Source organism: Wolbachia endosymbiont (group B) of Aricia artaxerxes, assembly GCF_964026975.1.
Classification (GTDB): Bacteria; Pseudomonadota; Alphaproteobacteria; order Rickettsiales; family Anaplasmataceae; genus Wolbachia.
Window position 1 is genome coordinate 1,189,585 of record NZ_OZ034718.1, and the last position, 21,515, is coordinate 1,211,099.

The following is a 21,515-nucleotide window of genomic DNA, read 5'->3' on the forward strand; positions in this document are numbered from 1 at the left end:
CTCATCTTTACCCAGCACTAAAACTTTAGATATTATAGCCTTTTACTAATCTCTGGACAAGCTCTAGCTTCGGTAAACTCAGTAGAAGGTTCTTTTGCAAAAAATGCAGCATGTACAGCATTTTTAATGAAAAAACACGCGGCAAGTGCAAATATTGCTGTTGGTATATAACACCAAGGAGAAGCTATACTAAAAAAAGTAGCAGAAGCTACTGTTAAGCAACAACAAGTAAATATTGCTTGAAGCATAATATACTGTCTATCAACACCACCATACTCGGCCATTAATTTTCTAACTTTGTTATTGCTGCCGTATGGCAGAGTAAGCGTTTTAATCAAATTCATTACACAATTATTAGTGAAATATGGAGCACACTCTATAACTCTGGAGCCATTAACCTTCTGATTAGGATCTGCACCATACTTTAGAAGCAACTCTACATATTTTTCGCGTTTATCGTTGTCACAATTGATTGCTTGATATAATGGAACTCGACCATTTTTATCTAACATATTAGGATTAGCACCACATTGTAACAATAACTCTACAATTATGCTGTCGTCGAGAACCATATAATAGTATAACGAAGCTTCATTATGTAATAGCTTTATATTAGGATCAGCACCATTTTCTAAAAGAAGTTTCAAAATACTATAATTTCTTGAATCTTTAGCTTGCATTAAAGCAATAGATAATGGAAAGTAAATATAAATAAGTTTTTCATTGATGTAATCACCAAATCTTCCATCTTTACTGCTTTTGAATTTGGAAAAAAGCTTTTCAAGAAACTTTATATCCTGATTATATAGAGCCCTACTTAAGTAAAACCTCAAATCTCCAGGCGAATTAATTTCATTTAAATTTTCGTCAGTTAGATTTGTAACCTCTTCTATGCTTTCCTTAGTAAGAAATTCATATGCAGAACCTAGCTTTTTAAATTTCTCCTCATTTTGTTTCTTTACAGCTTCTGAATGTTTATCAGGATGATATTTCAAGGCTAATTTTCTATACGCTGATTTAATTTCTTGTTCACTGGGCACATCGCTTGATTCAAAACCTAATATTTTTAAAGCTTCCTTTCTACTTACAATAAATTCCCCACTGAAATATGTTAAATTAAACGTAACCCAAAATTTCAAAAAGTAAAGCTTTTATGTCAAATTGCATCTATTTCATAACTGTACAAATATTGTAGATCAGGAAACTTCAGTCCTTGATACTGGAATAACATCTCTATACTACTCCGGGCCAATCTAAATATTAAGAAATTTACCATATAAAAAAAAGGCAGAAGAAACCCTATTATCTATTTTTTAAATTTACGTTCTTTATTGTCTCATTTGACGTTCACTAAACAGAATGTAGTCTAAGTACAAACTTGTGAAAGGCTTATGTGTAATGCTTCTCCACATAATCACTAATAATTTCCTTAAATTCTTCAAAAATATTATCACCTTGTAAAGTTTTGAAATATTTGCCGTCTTTGTAGACTGCTGAAACAGGTTTTTCTCCATACCCAGGCAGGCTGATCCCCAGATTTGCATGTTTGCTCTCTCCAGGACCATTTACTATGCATCCCATAACAGCAACTTTCATATACTCTACACCAGGATTCTTTTTCTTCCATACCGGCATATGAGTTTTTATGTAGCCATTTACTTCCTCGGTTAATATACGAAAACGATCGCTACTTGTGCGTCCACAACCAGGACATGAACTCACCTGAGGGTTAAAGTAGCACAAACCTATAGACTGCAGTATTTCCTGACATACTACCACCTCATTAGTGCGTGATTCACCAGGGCGCTGAGTTAAAGAAGCCCGGATAGTGTCTCCAATACCATTTTGCAATAAATAAGTAAGCCCTGCTGTGGTATTTACTACGCCTTTGTTACCCATACCAGCTTCGGTTAAACCCAAATGCAGCGCATAATTGGAAGATTTTGCAAGTGCCGTATAAACTAAAATTAAATCCTGCACTCTACTGACTTTACATGAAATGATTATTTTCTCTGCATTAAGGCCAATCTTTTCAGCTTTTTTTGCACTACCAAGAGCAGACATTACAAGCGTCTTACGTAATATAACATCAGAAGTTTTTGGATTACTAGATAAGGAGTTTTCATCCATTAATTTTTGTGAAAGGTACTTATCAAGACTACCCCAATTTACTCCAATTCTGACAGGAAGATCATGCGTTATTGCATACTCTATAATTTTTTCGAATTTTTCATCACGTTTATCACCAAAGCCTATATTACCTGGATTTATCCTAATTTTACCCAGAATTTTAATGTTGTCTGGATAATCCTGAATCAGCCTGTAGAGCTCATATTGTCCACAGCCTACTAATATCTTACCATCAAAGCCTTCTTTATTTATTTCCTCTACTATATAAGGTATTGCTTTTGCTACTTCCTCTGAGTTCAAAGCAATTCGCACCAATTCTGAACCTGCATGCGCTAGTTCTATTACTTCTTTTGCATATTTCTGAGCACTACTTTTTATGTTGTCAGAATCTATATGTGCACCAAGTGCCATGGATTGAACAACTATAGGATTATTTCCACCTATCTTCACTTGTCCAACTTTTACAGTATGAGTTTTATGCCTGGAAACCGGCGATGACTCATATGCATCATCACTCAATGTCAGGTCTCTATCTAGCATATTATTAATCGTGACAGTATTTTACTGTGTCAACTACACTGCCAAATGAACTTGAACCATTTAAACTATGCTGTGGTGTTCTATTTAGATCAGTAATAGAATCATGAGAGCACGTTCTTCTTGATGGAGTTTCTTTTATAGTAACATTTATAGGGGAAACTTTTTTTTCTCGTGTTGAAGTAACTTTTTTCCCTTTTTGTTGTTCACTTTTTTTATGCTGCTTACTTTCATACTGAGAAACTGGCTCTTGATCTATAAATACAGCACCCTTTAAACGTGCAAGATTAATACCATGCTGATTGATCATAGCATCCTCCCCATCTTCAACTATGCAAGCTCCCACGTTGTTTGGCTCGTTATCAAGGCTAGCAATTTTTTTTTCTTTTAATTTTTTGATTAGATCTTCTTTATTCATAGCTAGATCTTGTAACTTTTTTTTCTTGAGGAGCTCCCTACGCTTCTCATACAGTTTATATGACTCAGCAAAATCCTCGTCTGCATGAAAGTTTGCACCACCAGGGTTACCAGGAGGTATGTACCTCTTACTGAACTTTACCTTAGACTTCGCTTCAACATTATGTACAGTAAAGAAACTAGAAACCAAAAGTATTAATATAAATAAAACTTTAGAAAAGATCTTAAGCATACTATAGTGAATATTGTGCTTTAAAAGATACCAATTAACAAACTTCAAGTAAATCAGAATCTCTACCAACTTTATAATACAAACATCTTTCTAAAAAATTTACTACCAAAACCTACATAATCTAAAGGAAATTTAAGGTGTTACAAATTTTACGTAACACCCTTTCAAGAAGAGCATTACACTCTTCCTTGCTGTAAGTTATTCTTCAGTTTTTCGGTATCATTCACATTATTAAACTTTCCGCTTGGCATATCTTGAGACAAGTCGTTTTTCTTCTCTTTATCAAGCTTAACTCCCTGATAGATACAGAATGCAACAAAACTAGTTACAGCTATTGCAGCAACAGCACTGACTATGGCACAAGTTAGTATTGCTTGTTCTTGTCCCCCTACCATGTCTGCAAATGTTTCTACTTTTTCTTCTAAGCCTGTAAATTTTTCTTGCAAGCCGCTTAAGTGCTCTTGCATAGCTTGAAACTGCTCAGTACCAATCTTGTCTTCTAATGCACCAAAAACTTTTTCAAACTGCTCAACATCTATCTTTTGAGCTTCTTGCCACTCTTTTAATGCACTAAATACCTCTTCAAACTGTTTAGCATCTATCTTTTGAGCTTCTTGCCATTCTTTTAATGCGCTAAATACTTCTTGAAACTTTTTAGCATCAATATTTTGACTTTCCTGCAATGCTGTTACATCCGATTTATCAAAACCGAATACAAATTTGGTTATACCCATTTTTAACCCCCTAGCTAATTAATATATTACTATTGTACGTTTTTAGTAGTTAATTTAGTATTAAACACTATACAACTGGGATCCAATAAGAAATATCTGGTCATGCGCTGGAACTTTTGAATTCCAGTTATGCAAGAGATCTATTGATCTTAAAATAACTTTCTTTGGTTTAAGTTAAGGGTTATTCTACCAATATCTCTCTCTTTCCTGAGTAACTCGGAGCACTGACAATACCTTCTTTCTCCATTCTTTCAACAATATTTGCAGCTCTGTTATAGCCTATTCTAAGTTGCCTTTGAATGTAACTAGTTGAAACCTTTTGATCTCTCTGAATGATGGCCACTGCTTGCTTGTATAGATCGTTCTCTTCATCTTCTGTTTCACCTTCTGATTCCGCGAAAGAATTTTCATCTTCTTGAGTGATTTCCTCCATGTAGTTTGGCTCACCTTGCGTTTTCAGATGATCAACTATATTTTGCACCTCATCATCACTTACAAATGGACCGTGCACTCGAATAATCTTACCACCAGAGGCCATATAAAGCATATCACCCATACCGAGTAACTGTTCGGCCCCTTGTTCACCAAGTATTGTACGGCTATCTATCTTAGAAGTAACAGCAAAACTAATTCTCGTTGGAAAGTTTGCTTTTATCACACCTGTTATCACATCTACAGATGGGCGTTGTGTTGCCATTATGATGTGTATTCCTGCAGCACGAGCCATCTGAGCTAAACGTTGAATAGAGCATTCTATATCTTTGCCAGCAACAAGCATTAAATCTGCCATTTCATCTACGATCACCACAATATACGGAAATGTCTCCATTTTAAGTGGTATTTTTTCAAATAAAGGTTTACCCGTTGTTGAGTTAAAGCCAATCTGTACAACGCGCTCCAACTCTATTCCGCTATTCATCGCTTCTGTAATTTTTTGATTATAGTTTATTACATTGCGCACATTTAAATATGACATCATGCGATAGCGATTTTCCATCTCTTTCACTATCCACTTAAGAGCAATAACAGCTTTTTTTGGCTCTGTTACCACTGGCGTTATTAGATGCGGTATTGCATCATATATTGAAAGCTCGAGCATTTTGGGGTCGATCATTATCATCTTGCATTCATCAGGACTTAGTCGATAAACAAGCGACAGAATCATCGTGTTAATTGCAACCGACTTACCTGACCCTGTAGTTCCGGCAACAAGCAAGTGGGGCATTTTAGTCAGATCTGCAATAACTGGTTTTCCGCTTATTTCCTTGCCAAGCGCAATTGGAAGATTTAAGTTTGCATTTTGGTATTCTGGCGATTCAAGTAAATCACGCAGCATTACAATCTCTCGCTCCTTGTTTGGCAATTCTATTCCCATGGCATTTTGTCCACGAATTATTGAAATACGTGCAGAAAGTGCACTCATTGAACGTGCAATATCATCTGCAAGACCAATCACTCTTGCAGATTTTGTACCTGCTTGTGGTTCAAGTTTGTATAAAGTCACAACCGGTCCATAACATACACTTATAATTTTTCCTTGCACGCCAAAATCACTCAGAACCTGTTCGAGCAGAGATAAATTCTTATTGCTCTCTAATGCATTCAACTGTTTTCTCTGCAAAGATTCTTCTGCTTTGGAAAGTAAGTGAATGCTTGGAAACTCAAACTCGCTAGAAGGTGGTTTAACAATTTCTTCGGCAGCTTTTTTCTTTCTTTCTTTCGGTTGTTGTTTAGTGGTTATATATTTTTCCTCTACTACTAATGGTGCTATTGAATAATCAGTAGTTTTACGTAACCTGAAAAACAGAACCTTTGTAAAAAGGGAAAATATTTTTTTACATAGGAAAAGCAAAGAATAAACCGTTCTCTTCCAACCAATCAATCCTACAATACCTATTGATGCTACTACTGTGAATATGTAAAACGGGCAGTGGTCAATTAGAGCATTACCGACTATTCCACCGTGCATGTATCTAGCAGTAATGCCAAGCGAAAGTTGCGACAATATAGCATATATTGCTACATTGATTAACGTTAGGTAGATAATTTTCAGCAATGATGCTCTGAAAATTAAAAAGTAAACTATGGTTGTAGCTATTGTAATACTAGCGAGTCCAAGAAATTGAACCAATATATCAGCTAAATATGAACCTACTACTCCGCCCAAATTTGTTACTTCCTGATTTGTAGCTGTATTTAAGGATGGATCTTTATAATTATAGCTAAAAACCGATATATATATATACATTAATAGTGACAAGTATATCGCTGATTTTAGCTGTTTTTTTAACATCTACTTAAAGTAATAAGTAATTGTATATTTTACAAAGTGAATTGCTATTATCAATATCATCACGGATAAATCTAATCCATTGAATGGTTGTATATACCTTCTGATAACCTTTAGTGGAGGATAAGTGAGTCTGTTTAAAGTTTGCATTATGCTGCTTACAATCTCATTATACATGTTAACTACATTCAATTTAATCAACAAATCGAGAGCAATTGAGCATATTAGAACGAAGCTGTAAAGATCAAGTAACAGGTTAAGTAAGTATATGATTGGATGCATATTACTAATTTACACTAAAACCTATTATGTGTAGTGATATGTATAAAATCAAGCCCCACAATAATTTTTATGCTGAAATAGGTGTAAACAATAAGCTATAAGATATTATACCCTTTAATTCCACGTGGATAAAAAACTTATTGATAAATTAACGGAGAGATGTGTACTGTATGAATAGCTTTTTGATCATGTTTATTACATGCAGGATAAGTGTTCAGGTACGTATGAAACCAGCGCTTCTTTTCTTGTCACCTCTTGTTACCTAAATAGCCTCTGTTCAAGTAGCCCCTTTGTTGTCATCCCAGTGCCCAGACACTGGGATCCAGATTGGCACTAAGTTGGTAAACATGAAAGCGCTTTATAACGTTTTTTATGTGAAAGCTAATGTCAGCTACTCAAATGATACCATTTGTTATAAACTCACTTTTACTCTATGGTCTTGTCGATATCCTGAACAGATACAATATTTTTTATTTATAAAATTAAGCAACTACTTATCGTAAAGTTGATCTATAGATATAATACTACCATTTGATGATTTTTCAGCACATTTTTCACTTTCGTATTCTTTATCAGAATCAACGCTAAATACTAAAATATCTCCTGAAATTTTATCATGAAACTCACTAATAGCAAAAAACGGTACAGTGACTTGTTCTTGTTTTCCACGAAAGCTCAAACTGACGCTAAACTTATCTTCAAGAACTTTTAGACCAAAAAATTGATGCTGTAATATAATAAGCATTTGAGTAGGGTATGATTCTTTCAAGTAGTCTGGTATGACAACACCATTAAAGCGCGTAAAAAATACTATTTCTAAGTGAGGAGTAAAAACATTATCTAATATAGTATTCAAAGCCTTTTTGATAACTTGAAATTTAGCATAACTAAGCGACTTCTGATAATCTGTTTTATCCATATAACCCTTACATGTTTGGGGGAACTTCTGTTACCCGGCGTTCCCTAAACCGTGCTTATAGCAATGAAGTTATAGTGCCTAAATTAAGCAGCTAATGCAACATTGTCTTCGGCAGCAAAGTTATCGTTTGCATCTAAATTATGAACTCTTAGCGGTGGTATCTAACCGAGCAAAGGTACCATCTTTACTATGCATGTCGATCCTTATTCGCCCCCGTATCAAAAATATGGTGGAGGCGCCGAGTACTGCCCTCGGGTCCAATACACCTATTACAAGGTAATTTTATTGCCATAGTGTATAAAAAATACACATGTTTATTATACAGTAGTATTGAATAAATGTCAAGTTATTGAACTCCAAATTGATTGGCAACTAAAAAACTAATATAAAAATTACTTCGCCTATTTATCTAATCTTAGTATAATCAAAGTAGAGGTATTTTTAGAGCTCAAAATCTATCTTCGTCTGCAGACTTTTCTATCAAATAATCAAACTAAGTAAAGAATGTAGCGTATCTTCTTCAGCGCAAATGGGTGCACACATATGCTTAATCTCTGTCGCATGTGCGTTACATTTTTTCTGTTCTTTATTAATAAATATGGGGGATTCTATGCCTAATTCTTAACAAAAAACTACTCAAATGCTTTTGTAGCTATTGAATTTCTGAGTTCAAGAAAGCAAGAGACAGTGTGAGAAATGGCACAAGCCGAAAAAAAGATAAGTTGTGGAACAAAAAATGCAGACAAATGTGGAAAATTGCCTGTGTAACTAGACTATAAATTAGTTTTTCTCCTCAAGAATTAAATCAATTCAGTGTACTTTCTAACTTTCTACCTGTTAGAAAAAAACGGATATGAAGGAAGAGTTTCGTATTGATCTTGTGAATCAATCTCTACTTCTTGTTCTGATGACATCTGTGATGTCAGTCCTTCATCAGATAAAAGAATTTTTCCTGTAAGAATTTCTATTACTTCTTCCCTTCCACTAGAAATAGCATAATCCAAAGGAGTCTTTCCTTCATTATCTTGTATATTAACATTTGCATCCTTCTCTATAAGAAACTCTACTACTTTTACACAGCCACTTCCAGATGCTAAACATAGTAAGTTACTTCCATCAAATGAATTAGCATTTATGTCAAATCCACTTTCTTCCCATGCATTGTACATATTAACATGCTGCTGCAGCTCACTTTTTAATTTTTCAATTATGTTAGATGCACTTATTTTGTCATCATTATCAATCCTATATAGTATTTTTTGTAATATCGACGTGTTACTCATAATGTTCTCCGATTTTTAAGAATAAATACTAATTATAGCATTAAAGCAAGATATGAGGACGAAAACATTCTATGTAATGACTACTATGCTATAGGTATTAATATAATTTAAAACTGCAATTATTAGATTAGCCATCTGTATACTGAATCTATGTCTTAAAAGGATCATATACATTAATTTCCTTAATTTTCACTTTTTCATTTAATAATCTTAAGATGGGCTGTAAATCATCGTCGATTGATAAGCACAGTACTTCTCTATCAAGATAATTGGCTAAATGATTCTTCTTCTCAAGAATTTCTGTTTCTTCCAATAAGTCACATTTATTTAACACTACAATTTCCTCTTTTTCAACAAGATCGCTATTGTAAAGCTTCAGTTCATTATGCGTACAATTATAAGCTGAAATAATTTCATCGTGAGTTACATCAATTAAATGCAGTAAAATTTTGCACCTTTCTATGTGCTTTAAAAATTTGTGTCCGAGCCCAACTCCAAGATGAGCATCAGCGATTATTCCAGGAATATCTGCTATTACAATTTCGCTATAATCCACTTTTGCTACACCTAAATGTGGTCTTATAGTAGTAAATTCATAATCGCCTACTTTCGTATCAGAATTCGAGCAGCGGGTTAAAAATTTAGATTTACCTACATTTGGCATACCAATAATGCCAACATCAGATAAAACTTTTAGCTTCAATACTATGTTTCTTTCCTCACCAGGCTGACCATGAGTAAAATGCCTTGGTGCCCTATTGGTGGAAGATTTAAAGTTAGTATTTCCAAGTCCACCTTTTCCACCTTGTACTACTTGAAATTCCATGTCGGGTTTATCAAGATCTACTATCACTTCCTCACTTTCTTCATCGATTATTTGTGTACCAACTGGAACTTTAAGTATAATATCTTTTCCTGCCGTGCCAGATCTATCTCTACTCGTACCACTTTTTCCACTACTTGCTTTAATATGTCTTCGACAACGAAAATTAAGCAAAGTGTTGAGATTTGCATCACTGATGAAAATTATGTCTCCTCCCTTGCCCCCATTACCACCGTTTGGGCCACCAAATTCAACGAATTTTTCTCGACGAAAACTTGCGCAGCCATCGCCACCATCACCTGCTTTTAAATATAATTTAACTTCGTCTATGAAGTCCATGCTAACCCACAATAATATTTAGCATTTTCTCCTAATGAACTTTCTATTCTCATTAATTCATTATACTTTGCAAGCCTATCAGAACGCGACAGCGAGCCAGTCTTGATTTGTCCACAATTCGATGCAACCGCTATGTGGGATATCGTTGTATCTTCTGTTTCACCTGAGCGATGCGAAATAATAGCCCTATAGCCATTTGATTTTGCCATTTCAATAGCAGCAAAAGTTTCCGTAAGCGTTCCTATTTGATTTGGTTTAATTAGTACAGAATTTGCCATTTTTTCCTCTATTCCTTTACTTATTAGTTCACAATTTGTAACAAATAAATCATCTCCAACCAATTGAACTTTATTCCCAAGTTTTACAGTAAGTAATTTCCAACCTTCATAGTCGTCTTCATTCATTGCATCTTCTATAGAAATTATTGGATATTTGCCTACAAGGTCAAAATAATACTGAACCAATTCCTCTGAAGTGAGTTCTCTGTTTTCAAATTTATAAACTCCATCTTCATAAAAAGTAGATGCAGCAACATCAAGACCCAGTGCAAAGTGATTTTTCATCGAATAACCAGCAGATTCTACAGCCTGAATTATCAGATTAAGAGCTTCTTCAGTGCTTCCAATGTTTGGTGCAAAACCACCTTCATCTCCTACGTTTGTGCTATAACCTTTTTTCTTAAGAATGCTGCGCAAGTTATGAAATACCTCTGCAGATATTCTGATTGCTTCACTGAAAGTTTCAGCACCAACCGGAAGAATCATAAATTCTTGAAAATCTAGTTTATTATCTGCATGTACTCCACCATTAATGACGTTAATTAGCGGAACTGGCATCTGCTCTTCCCCTACTCCCAAATACTTATATAACGGCATTTTAAAGCTGTTTGCTGCTGCTTTTGCAACAGCAAGAGACACACCCAAAGTTGCATTTGCTCCAAGTTTAGATTTATTTTTTGTTCCATCTAGTTCAATTAAAACTTTATCAATTGCACTCTGGTTTGCTGCATCCATGCCAATGATTTTATTTGCTATCACTCCACTCACAGATTGAACAGCTTTCAGCACTCCTTTACCACAATACCTTTTTTCATCTTGATCTCTCAGCTCCAATGCTTCTAGTTTACCGGTCGAAGCCCCAGAAGGGACAGCGGCTCTACCTGTTGCTCCATCACATAGTTCTATTTCTACCTCAATTGTTGGGTAACCCCTGCTATCTAAAATTTCTCTTGCAAATACACTGCTGATCGTCTTTTTCATCATGCTAAACCTCCACTAGATTCACAATTGTGTTCACGTTCGGGAAATGTCACCCCAGCGCTGTAACATTTCAGTGTACGAACATTGCAATATACAGGTAATTTGAGTAGCGGATGGTCAGTGCTTGACACTGGAATCCAGTTTTTATTATACAGCCACTTATTTAAAGTTAAGTCTTCTGGATCCCAGTGTCTGGGCACTGGGATGACACCATTCTTAATGGAAGCTATCCCCATATCGCAATGTCTGTACAGTTGTTTGCCTAGACACTGGGATCCAGTTTTACTACACAATTTTATCATATAAATCACCAATGCTTAAGTTTATTTTACTAGCAGCAGCTTTGCAGTTTCTTTCGCTAGTTTAGCTATATTACTACCAGCACCAATAAATAATACTACATCTCCTGAACTTGTCGAATTACTAATAAAATGTGAAATGAGTAAAGCATCATTCATAATCTTCACATCATTAAACCCATTACTGATCAAGGTTTTTTGTATATCATCAATTCCACAGCCAGGAATAGGCTTATCTTCTGGAGGATGGACAGGAGTGAGAATTACATAATCAAACATCATGAAAATTCGTACGAACTCATCAAAAAAATTACGAATACGAGCAAAACGAAGCGGCTCGATAATTCCTGTTACCTTTCCTTTAGTGGTCAAACGTGCTGCTGACAGGGTTGCCTGTATTTCATTTGGATGATGAGCATAGTCCTCAATTAACTTAACACCTTTAATATCGGCAATTAAAGAAAATCTCCTTGCTACTCCTTTAAATTCCAAAAGACCTTTTTTAATCTCTTCATCACTAATTCCAAGTTTCACTGCAACTGATATTGCAGCCAGGGCATTGCTAACTTTATGCATTCCTATTGCATTTGATAGCACTACATTCTTTATAATTCTGGTACAAGGTTGAATATCTTCTTTTTGTCTTTCGAGAGCGAGTTCTTTTAATCGAAACACCATATGTACATTATCATCATCAATTTCAATACGCTGAACTAACTTTCTAATTATATTAAATTTAGTCTCCCAATCTACCTCTGATAAATCACACTTTTCCTTCGTTATATGCCCTCTTAACATCTTCACTTCTTCCCATACTACCCCTTCTAGTATATCTGCGCGTATTGATTTGCTGTTACATTCACCAAAACGTTTTCCAGGACAACGATAGTAACTTCTTCCTCCCTTAGCATTACTCATTCCATAATAAACGGATTTGCAACACTGACATATCACTAACCCTTGTAATAAGTATTTTCTTCCACTTTGTTGCATTTTTTCTATTTGTAGCTTTTCTTTTTCCACACTGTATCTCTACGACTTATATATATTTTGCCTATAGTAAAATACGCACATAATGAGCCAAATCAAGGAAAGTGCAAACCAAGTAATTGCGTATTCAAGATGCTTTATTGGCTGTATAGTCAATTTGCCACCAAAATTGTCTTGCCACAATATACATTTCTCTAGCTTAATACCTAGATCATTGGAGATTTCTTCTGTACTTAAGGTAAACCATGTATTTGAAGCAATATCATTTTTGATAAACCAATTTTTGCTACCATCACAATACAAAACGCCATCAGCAGCTACTTTTTCAATTTTTGCTTTTTCTTCTTTTTTTTCTCTGACTATTCCTTTATTTATTAACATGTAATGTCCATTGATAAGCAACATAGGAGACAGCACATGATAGCCACGTTGACCTGCGAAAACATATAGTTCTATATCACTTAAAATTCCGTCGATTTTAACGTTTCTGTAGTTAAACTTTGAAAGATTATCACTAGGCAGTAGATGAATAACTGGAAGATCCATATTTTTGATAATATTATTCTTCCAGCTCAATCTAAATAACTGCCATAACCCGAGTGAAAAAAGAAGTAAAAAAGGTATAATGAAAATAAATACTGTTTTTCTTAACACTCTATATTTGTGTTCTCAAGTAATTTTCAATACCCATAAGCTCAATAAGGTCAATCTGTTCTTTGATCCAATGTAAGTGCTCTTCCTCATTTTTCAGTAGTCCTTCTAATAACATTACACTCACGAAATCCTTTTCTTTTTCAGCAACGGAAATTGCCTCTTTGATGCCCTTGATACCTTCTTCTTCTAAGTTAGAATTATCTTCTAAGATTTTCTGCATTGTATCTTTTGTGAACTTTCCTTCATACTTTGAGATTTTATTTGTATCTTGAAAATTTGGCATGCCCTTAAGCAGTAAAATTCTTTCTGCCAACCTATTTGCATGCTCAAGTTCTTCATTAAGCTCGTTTTTCATCTTTTCTGCAAGTTTATTAATTCCGCTATTTTTAAGAATCGCAGAATGCAAAAGATACTGGCGTACAGAAGTCAGCTCATTTGTAAGTAATTTATTTAAATGTTCTACTATTTCTTTATTCATAACCTTTCTTTAGCTAATATACCAATGTAATCTACATAACAATCAAGGCAACATCAATTCATTTTTCTCACAACAATCGTATCAAATAGCACATCATGAAATGCCTGTTTCCTCTGAGAGAAGCAAGCAACTAAATACCAACTGAAGGTAAGCATCACTATAATCACTTCTAGTATACTTAAAGCATTTACTGATGTTTGAAAAAGTTTGATAAAGGTGATAATTGAATTATTTAGCATAGGAAGGAAAAACTGAGAGATAGTGCGATCAAATGCTAAGCTCAAACCTATTTTAGAACTATCTAAAGTGATAGTATATATATTCATTAACTGTTGACCAGGAGTTGCTTGAGCTGTTGAAGATATAAAATATGTAAAGTATCCACAATTTATACACATGTATGACAGGTGTAAAATTAATGGAAAATCCCCTAATGACAACACAATTAGTAAGGTTGGAATTAATAAAATTGCTACATCTATTAAATATGCGCAAAAGCGCCTGTGTACACTAGCGATCTCTGTCATTACCACCTATCTTTCAAATACTTTACTATGAATTCTGTAAGTTTATTAAAATGTTGAAAATATAACAAATCTTCATAACCTCTTATTGATTGTCCGTATACAATAGGTAAGCAATTTGCATTTTGTGCACATAGAATATCTGTGATGCTGTCACCAACAAAAAACACATTTTCTCTATTTACAGGTAGCGTACTCTCCTCTAGTGCAAATAGCAGTGGAGTTGCAGATGGTTTATCTTCTGCAGTATCACATGATCCAACTATTCTTTCAAAGTAAGAATCTAGTTTAAAGTAGGCAACTTCTTGACGTAAATTAGTATTTTTCTTATTGCTAACTATCGCTAGGTAAATATTGTGGCTTTTCAGTGTCTGCAGCATTTTCTCTACTCCTTCATTCAGAGTAATATTTTGTAACAATGCATTATCTAGGTATTTTTGATATATCTGATTCGCTTTTTTCCACTGATCACCAAACAAATTGACCATGTAGCTCTTTCTTGATTCATGAGAATTTCTATCAACAACCTTACTGCCAGATCCCATCAAATCTAAAGTATGCTTAATGGCATTAGAAATATTATCTTGAGTATCAACTAAGGTATTATCCCAATCGAATACTACCGCTAATCGGCTATTTTTCATTTTTATATTGTTACGTATTTTAAGCTAATAAGTAAATAATATTTTGATGATAAAGCTTCTATGTTAATCATTTTTACATAATTACCTAGTATACTTATTTTAGCATAAGCTTTTATATAGTAGGTATGATACAGCTTCAAGATATATCAAATATTGAGAAGAAATTTCAAGATGCTTTTGCAGGCGCTTTTCCAGAAAGCACGTCGCTGAAAGATAAAGTGAAGATTATCAATGAGTTGCGTCTAGATCTTAAAGCTTACAAAAGGCAAGTAACTAGACAAAGTCTCGAGAAAAAGTTTGAAGATATTTCTGCATTGGAAGATAAAGTGAAGGCCAGTGCAAAATTAAATCGTAGTCTTAGAGATCGAATGAACCGTGCAGCTAAAAAAGTAGCTAAAGATTTTGAAAAGATCGTCGAGTTGAATCGGGAACTTAAAGATGTTTTTCCAGAAAATTCTTCATTGGAAGATAAAGTAAAAATTATTGTTAAATTGCACCGAGAGCTTAAAGCTCAAAAAGGGCGTAAAGATGAAGTGAAGATTATTAAAAAATTGATTCATAATCTTGAAGGTCGAATGGATCGTGCAGCAAAAAAAAATAGCTGAAGATTTTAAAAAGATTGCTGGATTTAAACAAAAATTCGAAGGAAAAGACGTTTTTACAAGTAAAAAAGTTGCAGAGTTTGAAAGTAATAAAAAATCTCAAACTACATTAGAAGGCAAAATTTCTGATCAAATTCAACCACTATGGATTAAAATCCAAAGATTGAGAGAGAGCATAGAATGCTAACTTTCGACTTGAAAGTCACCAAATTTATCTTCTTTTTTAGAGTGATTTTCAATATAATTTTTTATCATTTCGTCAGTTACATTTCCGCTAGTCCTGACAAACTAGCCTACTGCCCACAACCCAATATCTCTTTTTTAGCTCTGGAAAGTTTTGCTGGATTTTTCTGGAACTTTTTCCTTTTATTAACTGCACTAACTTACTAATACTTAAGTATGGGGGTACAGAAACGTATACGTGTACATGACTTGACGCAACTCTACCTCTGATAATTTCTACTTGATTATTTGCACATACTTCTTGTACAACTTCTTTAGCTTTCTGTCCAATATCTCCAACTAGTACTGGATATCGATATTTTGTTATCCACACTATGTGATATATATACAGAGTGACTGCTTTTTCTATAATATTCCACATTCTTTCAGATTTTTCACCTTAAAATTATATTCTTAAAAGGATGGACTTCAAGTCCAGGGTTTTTCTCCCAAATTTGGGACAATAAAAAATTTTCTTTCAATACACTCGATTGTATTTCTCCCCAATCTACTTTATTTAAAACCCTATTTAATCAACTGAATCCCCAGCAAAAAGAAGACTATAAAGTAAATTTAGAGACAAAATCAACTGTCAAAGCTAAGCTTGTCCTAAAGAATGTTTACTTAAGCAATAAAGAGAGTTCAAGCAACTTAAGTACTGAAAACTCCAATGAACCGTTAATACAAAACAGAGATGATTTGCCAGCAGCACATTTCTCTCTTATATCTCCTGCGTTCGAGGAAACAGTTGTTGAACATACATTTGATACTAGACTAGAACTTTCTTCTGACAAAGAGAATCAATCATGTAGCCAAACAGTAATTCCATTTCTGGGTTTTGCTGAATTCGATAATCAATTCTGCAATACTGTAAGGCTTTGTTGCATAGCTAGTGTTGGTTGAGGTTATTGTAAGAAGAAAAGCTTTTTAATATATGGCTACTAACGAATTTTGTTGTAAAATAGGCATTTTTCAAACAAGTACAACTTATGCCACAAAAAATGAGAGTAAGTAACCAAAGAGAATATAACGAGTTTCTCAAAAAAAGAGGAAATGTTTTTCATTTTGTTAATCAAGCCATAGAAAATTGGTATGAAAATAGTCCAAAAGTTGCAGGTGGCAATAACACTTATAGTGATAAAGTTGTAATTTTAATACACATAATAGTTCATCTTTTTAGAATTGGCTTGAGACAAGCTGTAGGTTTTGTAAAAGGTTATATGGTACAAATAGGCAAAAAACTTAAGATTATCAGCTATACACAAGCTTCCAGAAGATTTAAAAAGCTTAATTTGAAGATTGATGACCATAGAAGCAATAAAGATGATCTGGAAAATGTTGAAATTGCCGTAGATAGCACTAGAGTTAGTATCTACAATAATAACGGTGGGCATAGTAAGCTTAATATTCGAAAAAGAAAATACAGTGGTTATGGTCAAGTAAGAAAATTACATGTTGTTTTAAACATAAATGATAAGAAAGCAATAAGCATGAACTACACTAGTGGTGTTGCTGTAGACTATTTGCCGGTCTGCGATATGTTAGAAGAAGTCAGTGATAAATATAACATTTGTTCTATTCGAGCAGATGCGGCTTATGATATAAAAAGTGTGTATAAAGAATGCAGAAAATACAATATTGTGCCTATTATTCGCCCTAGGAAGGATACTAAAATTTGTTTAGCTGACTACTTATCAGAAAGAAACAAGTATATTAGTAGAATTAGGTCATATGAGAATTATGAAGATGGTATTAATGAATGGAAGAAAAAAGTTAAGTATGGAGCACGGTCTTATATTGAAGTCTTTTTCTATAGGTTGAAGCAAATATTTGGGTTTGGCTTGAAAAATAAATCAGAGGTAAATCGTGAAAAAGAGCTGTTAATTAAGTGCTACTTATTGAACAAATTTACTGATATAGGTATGGCTGAATTTAAATTAGCTGCGTAAATTCACTGTGATTTACATGCCTATCAGTGCTATGCAACAAAGCCATACTGTAACAGAAAATTCAACAGTTAGTAGTAGTTTAACGTCGAATGAGCATATATCAGATAGCCTAGAAGGTGAGCAATTATCCCCAGAGTATTATAACTATTTGATAAATGGAGTAACTAGTCTGCAATCCTCAATTGTGGATGATTTGCCAGAGTTAAATTTATCTCCTATAACTCCTGCATTCGAGGAAACAATTGTTGAACATACATTTGATAGTAGACCAGACTTTTCTTATGAAAATGAACCGTTAGTAAACAAAAGAAAAAGAGCTGAAGAGAATCAATTATATAGCCAAATAATTCGTTCAATAACTGGAAAACAGCGATCACAAGACTTATATTTTACAGCGTATAATAGTCTTACAGAATGTGAATTAGAAGAAATATGCACAGTGGAGCCACCAGCAAAGCGCCAGTGCATATCAGTACCTCCATTTGAGGGTTTTGCTGAATTCCATAATCAATTCTGCAATATAGTACCAGAAGATTCAATAGTTAATGATAGTGCAGTGCCAGAAGAACATACTAGCCTGGAAGGTGAGCTAACTTTCCTAGACTCTCAAATAAATGGCGGAGAGCCATTCACTAGTCTGCAATCCTCAAATGTGAATCCATTGCCAGAGTTCAGTTTCTCTCTAAGCTCTGTTACGCTAGATGAGATGGTTAAGAGATATGGCTTTAATCACAATGACCACGCTCTAAGTGATTTAGAAGAGGTATATGTAGAGCAACCAGCAAAGTTCCATACATATTACCACAATTAACTAGGGACAAAAAAAGGTGGTAGATTAACCTACCATCTCCTCTGGTTTCACTATCCTTTCAAACTCCTCCTCAGTGAGCAGTTGAAGTTTTGCTGCTGCTTCTTTTAGAGTGATATTTTCTTTATAAGCAAGCTTCGCTATTTTTGCTGCATTGTCATATCCTATATGCGTATTTAATATAGTAACTAGCATTAACGACTGATTTAGTAAATCCTTTATTCTTTCTTCGTTTGCTTTAATATCAACTACGCATTTCTCTGCAAAATTTAAACTTGCATCAGCTAAAAGTCTTATAGACTGCAAAACATTGTAAATTATCACCGGCTTAAACACGTTCAATTCAAAGTGACCATTTGAGCCACCAATTGTCACTGCAACATGATTTCCCATAACTTGAGCACATACCATAGTCACTGCTTCGCATTGAGTTGGATTCACCTTACCCGGCATGATTGAAGAGCCAGGCTCATTTTCTGGTAACATTATTTCTCCAATCCCGCATCTTGGACCAGAACCAAGTAGCCTTATATCATTTGCAATTTTCATCAAGCTTACTGCTACTGTATTGAGTGCTCCACTGAGCTCAACTAAAGCATCATTTGCTGCTAGTGCTTCAAACTTATTTTTTGCTGAAATAAATGGAAAATTAGTGATTTTTGCCACTTCTTTAGCAAAATCCTCAGCAAAACCCTTTTTAGTATTGATTCCCGTGCCAACCGCGGTACCACCTTGTGCAAGTTCATATACATTGCTTAGAGTTGACTTTACTCTCTCTATTCCCTTTTTAATCTGAACTGCATAGCCAGAAAATTCCTGCCCAAGTGTTAGAGGAGTTGCATCTTGCAGATGAGTACGCCCTACTTTTATTATATCTTTAAATTCATGAACCTTATTATTTAGCGCTTTATATAATTCTTCAAGATTGGGAATAAGCAAGCGGTTTATTTGCTCTGCTACTGCTATATGCATTGCTGTTGGAAAAGTGTCATTTGATGACTGACCACAGTTTACATGATCATTTGGATGCACTGGAGACTTACTACCTAAATCACCGCCCAAAATTTCTATTGCACGATTGCTGATCACTTCATTCACATTCATATTGGTCTGCGTTCCAGAACCGGTTTGCCAAACAACAAGCGGAAATTGATTATTAAATTTACCGTCTATTACCTCCTGTGCCGCTGTGCAGATTGCATCCCCTACTCTATTATCTATGCTACCCTGTTTCATGTTAACACGTGCTGCTGCAAGTTTTACTATTGCTAGCGCTTTAATCAGGGGCTCTGGCATTTTCTCTGTACCAATTTTGAAATTTTCCAAAGAACGCTGAGTCTGAGCTCCCCAGTAACGTTCACTTGGTACTTTTACTTCTCCTAAGCTATCTGATTCTATCCTAATTTTTTTATCCATATTTCCTCCTTCTAGTGCTTGACGTTACCTACATATATGAATTAATTAAATCAAATTGTATTTCAGTGTCAAGTTGAGACATTTTTAGTGAAGACCTTAGAAAATTTTCAAGCCATATCTTTTGCTTCTATTATTTTTTTATTGTTATTAAGGCAATCATGCAACCTTAAGCAATAAACCTACTTTCACTCTCTATAAGGCTATTCTACTTAGAGCTTGAATAGTGAAAACATCTTTAAGCGCAGAAGCTATACCTTTGTTTGCTTTCTCTTTTTTTACTTCTACAATCATATAACCCAACATTGCACCTAACGCTAGACTAACGGTCGCTGATGCTGCACAAACTGTAATCACTGCTCCCGCAGAACATGATATTGTCATACCTGCAACATAACCTACTATACCACTAACACCAATGCAGACGTATTTCTTCCGTAGCTCTTTTTGTATATGACTTTTCAGATATTCTTTTACATCTAAATGCCCGTTTCTAGTAGCATAATTCAGAGCAGTGTTTTCATAGCCATCTTTCACATTAACATTTGCTTTTGCTGTTTCTATCAGGTACTTTACTACCTCTAAATAGCCACTTCCAGCAGCCCACATTAGAGCAGTTCTTCCATAGTGATCTGTTGAATTAATATCTTCTTTCTGTTTTTCTATCAGGTATCTTACTGTTTCTAATTGACCATTTTTGGCAGCTGAAAATAATCCTGCATGATTGTTAATCATTTGTGCAAATGATAATGTTTTTAGTTTAGGGGGTTGTAACTCTTGAGTATTAAAGTTTAATTGTGCTGGAACAATTTCTACTTCAAGCTCTACATGTTCTCTTGTGAAACGATCAAGTAGCCTTTTTACCTGATCAATTGTTTGAATTCTTACCTTATAATACCACGATAAAGAATTGATTATTTCCCTGTTGTTAAGAACAAATATCACTAATTCTATTTTACCTGTTAAATCTTTAGCATAGATTGAGTATTCTATATTTAATCTATCTTGTGCAATATTTCGTATTGTCTCACTCTCTGTCCAAATTCTTACCTGTTCATTAATTCTCTTACTTACAAGAAAATTATATAATTCACTATCTTCTTCCTTCATTTTATTGAGCTCATCCTTACAGTCATACCAATAAGATGATAACTCTGGTATACAAGTAGGAAGAGGCAAGCGAGGTATTGACATATCAAGATTAGCTATTAAATGATATCTAGTTAGAAGCTTTGCTATCTCCGTATGGCCATTTACAATAGCATATGTTAGGGCAGAGAATTGACCTTTACGTTTCACATTTAAATCAGCTCCATTTGCTATTAGAAGTTGTACTACCTCAAGATGACCATGGGCAGCAGCATGAATTAGAGCAGTTATGTTTCCCGGAGATTCTGCATTAACATTTGCTCCCTCTTCTATCAAGTATTGTAATATCTCTAGTTGACCATTGTCAGCAGCCCATATTAAAGCAGTTCTCCCATAATCATCATCTATTGTATTAATAATTGCTCCACCCTGTATAGCTTGCTGAACAAAATCTAGCTGTCCTTTTTTAGCAGCATCAATTAGCTGCGCATTTAGCTGTTTTTGTGATGGCATATACCCCTCTAAAATAAATATACAATTTAAAGCTATTTTAGCCACTATTCAAGTTTTAATGGCTAAAATTGATTGAATCACTTTT

23 protein-coding genes, 1 other RNA gene and 1 pseudogene are annotated in these 21,515 nt (G+C 34.4%); 5 read left to right on the forward strand and 20 right to left on the reverse strand.

Annotated features, from left to right (window positions below):
* Positions 1-32: 32 nt before the first annotated feature.
* The 17 genes from AAGE00_RS05375 to AAGE00_RS05455 all read right to left on the reverse strand — a co-directional run bounded on the left by AAGE00_RS05375 (position 33) and on the right by AAGE00_RS05455 (position 14,834).
* Positions 33-1,139 (reverse strand): DnaJ domain-containing protein, encoded by a 1,107-nt coding sequence (locus tag AAGE00_RS05375; RefSeq protein ID WP_410542146.1) that lies wholly within the window; start codon positions 1,137-1,139, stop codon positions 33-35.
* Between the two features lie 250 nt (positions 1,140-1,389).
* Entirely contained in the window at positions 1,390-2,670 is a 1,281-nt protein-coding gene (gene ispG / locus AAGE00_RS05380) for a flavodoxin-dependent (E)-4-hydroxy-3-methylbut-2-enyl-diphosphate synthase (protein ID WP_007302669.1), read from the reverse strand.
* Positions 2,671-2,674: 4 nt separating this feature from the next.
* The gene (locus AAGE00_RS05385) at positions 2,675-3,316 is read right to left on the reverse strand and encodes a TRP75-related protein (RefSeq protein ID WP_341815188.1); all 642 of its coding nucleotides are present in this window, start codon (positions 3,314-3,316) and stop codon (positions 2,675-2,677) included.
* A 176-nt stretch (positions 3,317-3,492) separates the two neighbouring features.
* On the reverse strand, positions 3,493-4,050 hold the full coding sequence (locus tag AAGE00_RS05390) for a hypothetical protein (RefSeq protein WP_007302667.1): 558 nt from the start codon (positions 4,048-4,050) through the stop codon (positions 3,493-3,495).
* A 181-nt stretch (positions 4,051-4,231) separates the two neighbouring features.
* Positions 4,232-6,343 (reverse strand): DNA translocase FtsK, encoded by a 2,112-nt coding sequence (locus AAGE00_RS05395; RefSeq protein WP_012481755.1) that lies wholly within the window; start codon positions 6,341-6,343, stop codon positions 4,232-4,234.
* Positions 6,344-6,622 carry a YggT family protein gene (locus AAGE00_RS05400; protein ID WP_012481756.1) on the reverse strand — a complete coding sequence of 93 codons (279 nt, stop codon included), beginning with the start codon at positions 6,620-6,622 and terminating at the stop codon, positions 6,344-6,346.
* A gap of 490 nt (positions 6,623-7,112) precedes the next feature.
* The gene (locus tag AAGE00_RS05405; protein ID WP_213863728.1) at positions 7,113-7,541 is read right to left on the reverse strand and encodes a ClpXP protease specificity-enhancing factor SspB; all 429 of its coding nucleotides are present in this window, start codon (positions 7,539-7,541) and stop codon (positions 7,113-7,115) included.
* 14 nt (positions 7,542-7,555) lie between these two features.
* Positions 7,556-7,890, reverse strand: a transfer-messenger RNA (tmRNA) gene (ssrA, locus tag AAGE00_RS05410).
* Between the two features lie 481 nt (positions 7,891-8,371).
* Positions 8,372-8,824 (reverse strand): ankyrin repeat domain-containing protein, encoded by a 453-nt coding sequence (locus tag AAGE00_RS05415; RefSeq protein WP_341815189.1) that lies wholly within the window; start codon positions 8,822-8,824, stop codon positions 8,372-8,374.
* A gap of 148 nt (positions 8,825-8,972) precedes the next feature.
* A complete protein-coding gene (cgtA, locus tag AAGE00_RS05420; RefSeq protein ID WP_213863730.1) occupies positions 8,973-9,986 on the reverse strand; it encodes an Obg family GTPase CgtA in 1,014 nt (337 codons plus the stop codon).
* Entirely contained in the window at positions 9,974-11,248 is a 1,275-nt protein-coding gene (gene eno, locus AAGE00_RS05425; protein WP_052264984.1) for a phosphopyruvate hydratase, read from the reverse strand. The genes cgtA and eno overlap by 13 nt, the downstream gene beginning before the upstream one ends.
* The gene (locus AAGE00_RS05430; RefSeq protein WP_012481758.1) at positions 11,245-11,547 is read right to left on the reverse strand and encodes a WPE palindromic element domain-containing protein; all 303 of its coding nucleotides are present in this window, start codon (positions 11,545-11,547) and stop codon (positions 11,245-11,247) included. The genes eno and AAGE00_RS05430 overlap by 4 nt, the downstream gene beginning before the upstream one ends.
* 21 nt (positions 11,548-11,568) lie before the next feature.
* On the reverse strand, positions 11,569-12,567 hold the full coding sequence (locus tag AAGE00_RS05435) for a recombinase zinc beta ribbon domain-containing protein (RefSeq protein ID WP_179943897.1): 999 nt from the start codon (positions 12,565-12,567) through the stop codon (positions 11,569-11,571).
* A 9-nt stretch (positions 12,568-12,576) separates the two neighbouring features.
* Complete coding sequence (locus tag AAGE00_RS05440) at positions 12,577-13,188, reverse strand: SURF1 family protein (RefSeq protein ID WP_052264983.1); 612 nt, start codon at positions 13,186-13,188, stop codon at positions 12,577-12,579.
* Position 13,189: 1 nt separating this feature from the next.
* Complete coding sequence (bfr, locus tag AAGE00_RS05445) at positions 13,190-13,666, reverse strand: bacterioferritin (protein WP_213863731.1); 477 nt, start codon at positions 13,664-13,666, stop codon at positions 13,190-13,192.
* Between the two features lie 53 nt (positions 13,667-13,719).
* On the reverse strand, positions 13,720-14,193 hold the full coding sequence (locus tag AAGE00_RS05450; RefSeq protein WP_213863732.1) for an RDD family protein: 474 nt from the start codon (positions 14,191-14,193) through the stop codon (positions 13,720-13,722).
* Entirely contained in the window at positions 14,193-14,834 is a 642-nt protein-coding gene (locus tag AAGE00_RS05455) for an HAD family hydrolase (protein WP_010401658.1), read from the reverse strand. The genes AAGE00_RS05450 and AAGE00_RS05455 overlap by 1 nt, the downstream gene beginning before the upstream one ends.
* A 125-nt stretch (positions 14,835-14,959) precedes the next feature.
* Here AAGE00_RS05455 and AAGE00_RS05460 point away from each other — a divergent pair, with 125 nt between their 5' ends.
* Both AAGE00_RS05460 and AAGE00_RS05465 read left to right on the forward strand, forming a co-directional pair.
* Positions 14,960-15,439, forward strand: coding sequence for a hypothetical protein (locus tag AAGE00_RS05460; protein ID WP_264685478.1), 480 nt, complete (start codon positions 14,960-14,962; stop codon positions 15,437-15,439).
* Positions 15,417-15,623, forward strand: a complete 207-nt coding sequence (locus AAGE00_RS05465) for a hypothetical protein (RefSeq protein WP_264685479.1) — start codon at positions 15,417-15,419, stop codon at positions 15,621-15,623. The genes AAGE00_RS05460 and AAGE00_RS05465 overlap by 23 nt, the downstream gene beginning before the upstream one ends.
* Here AAGE00_RS05465 and tnpA read toward each other — a convergent pair.
* Positions 15,620-16,038 (reverse strand): annotated as a pseudogene (tnpA, locus tag AAGE00_RS05470) (IS200/IS605 family transposase). The gene AAGE00_RS05465 and the pseudogene tnpA sit on opposite strands and share 4 nt — an antisense overlap.
* Before the next feature lie 319 nt (positions 16,039-16,357).
* On the opposite strand from tnpA, the gene AAGE00_RS05475 reads away from it, so the two are divergent.
* The 3 genes from AAGE00_RS05475 (at position 16,358) to AAGE00_RS05485 (ending at position 18,418) form a co-directional block, all read left to right on the forward strand.
* Positions 16,358-16,561 carry a hypothetical protein gene (locus AAGE00_RS05475; RefSeq protein ID WP_341815190.1) on the forward strand — a complete coding sequence of 68 codons (204 nt, stop codon included), beginning with the start codon at positions 16,358-16,360 and terminating at the stop codon, positions 16,559-16,561.
* Positions 16,562-16,647: 86 nt separating this feature from the next.
* A complete protein-coding gene (locus AAGE00_RS05480; protein ID WP_341815149.1) occupies positions 16,648-17,607 on the forward strand; it encodes an IS5 family transposase in 960 nt (319 codons plus the stop codon).
* 31 nt (positions 17,608-17,638) lie between these two features.
* A complete protein-coding gene (locus AAGE00_RS05485; protein WP_341815191.1) occupies positions 17,639-18,418 on the forward strand; it encodes a hypothetical protein in 780 nt (259 codons plus the stop codon).
* Between the two features lie 24 nt (positions 18,419-18,442).
* Here the strand turns inward: AAGE00_RS05485 and fumC are convergent, their stop codons facing one another.
* Complete coding sequence (fumC, locus tag AAGE00_RS05490; protein WP_017532669.1) at positions 18,443-19,831, reverse strand: class II fumarate hydratase; 1,389 nt, start codon at positions 19,829-19,831, stop codon at positions 18,443-18,445.
* A gap of 192 nt (positions 19,832-20,023) precedes the next feature.
* Positions 20,024-21,430 carry an ankyrin repeat domain-containing protein gene (locus AAGE00_RS05495; protein ID WP_341815192.1) on the reverse strand — a complete coding sequence of 469 codons (1,407 nt, stop codon included), beginning with the start codon at positions 21,428-21,430 and terminating at the stop codon, positions 20,024-20,026.
* Positions 21,431-21,515 lie beyond the last annotated feature (85 nt).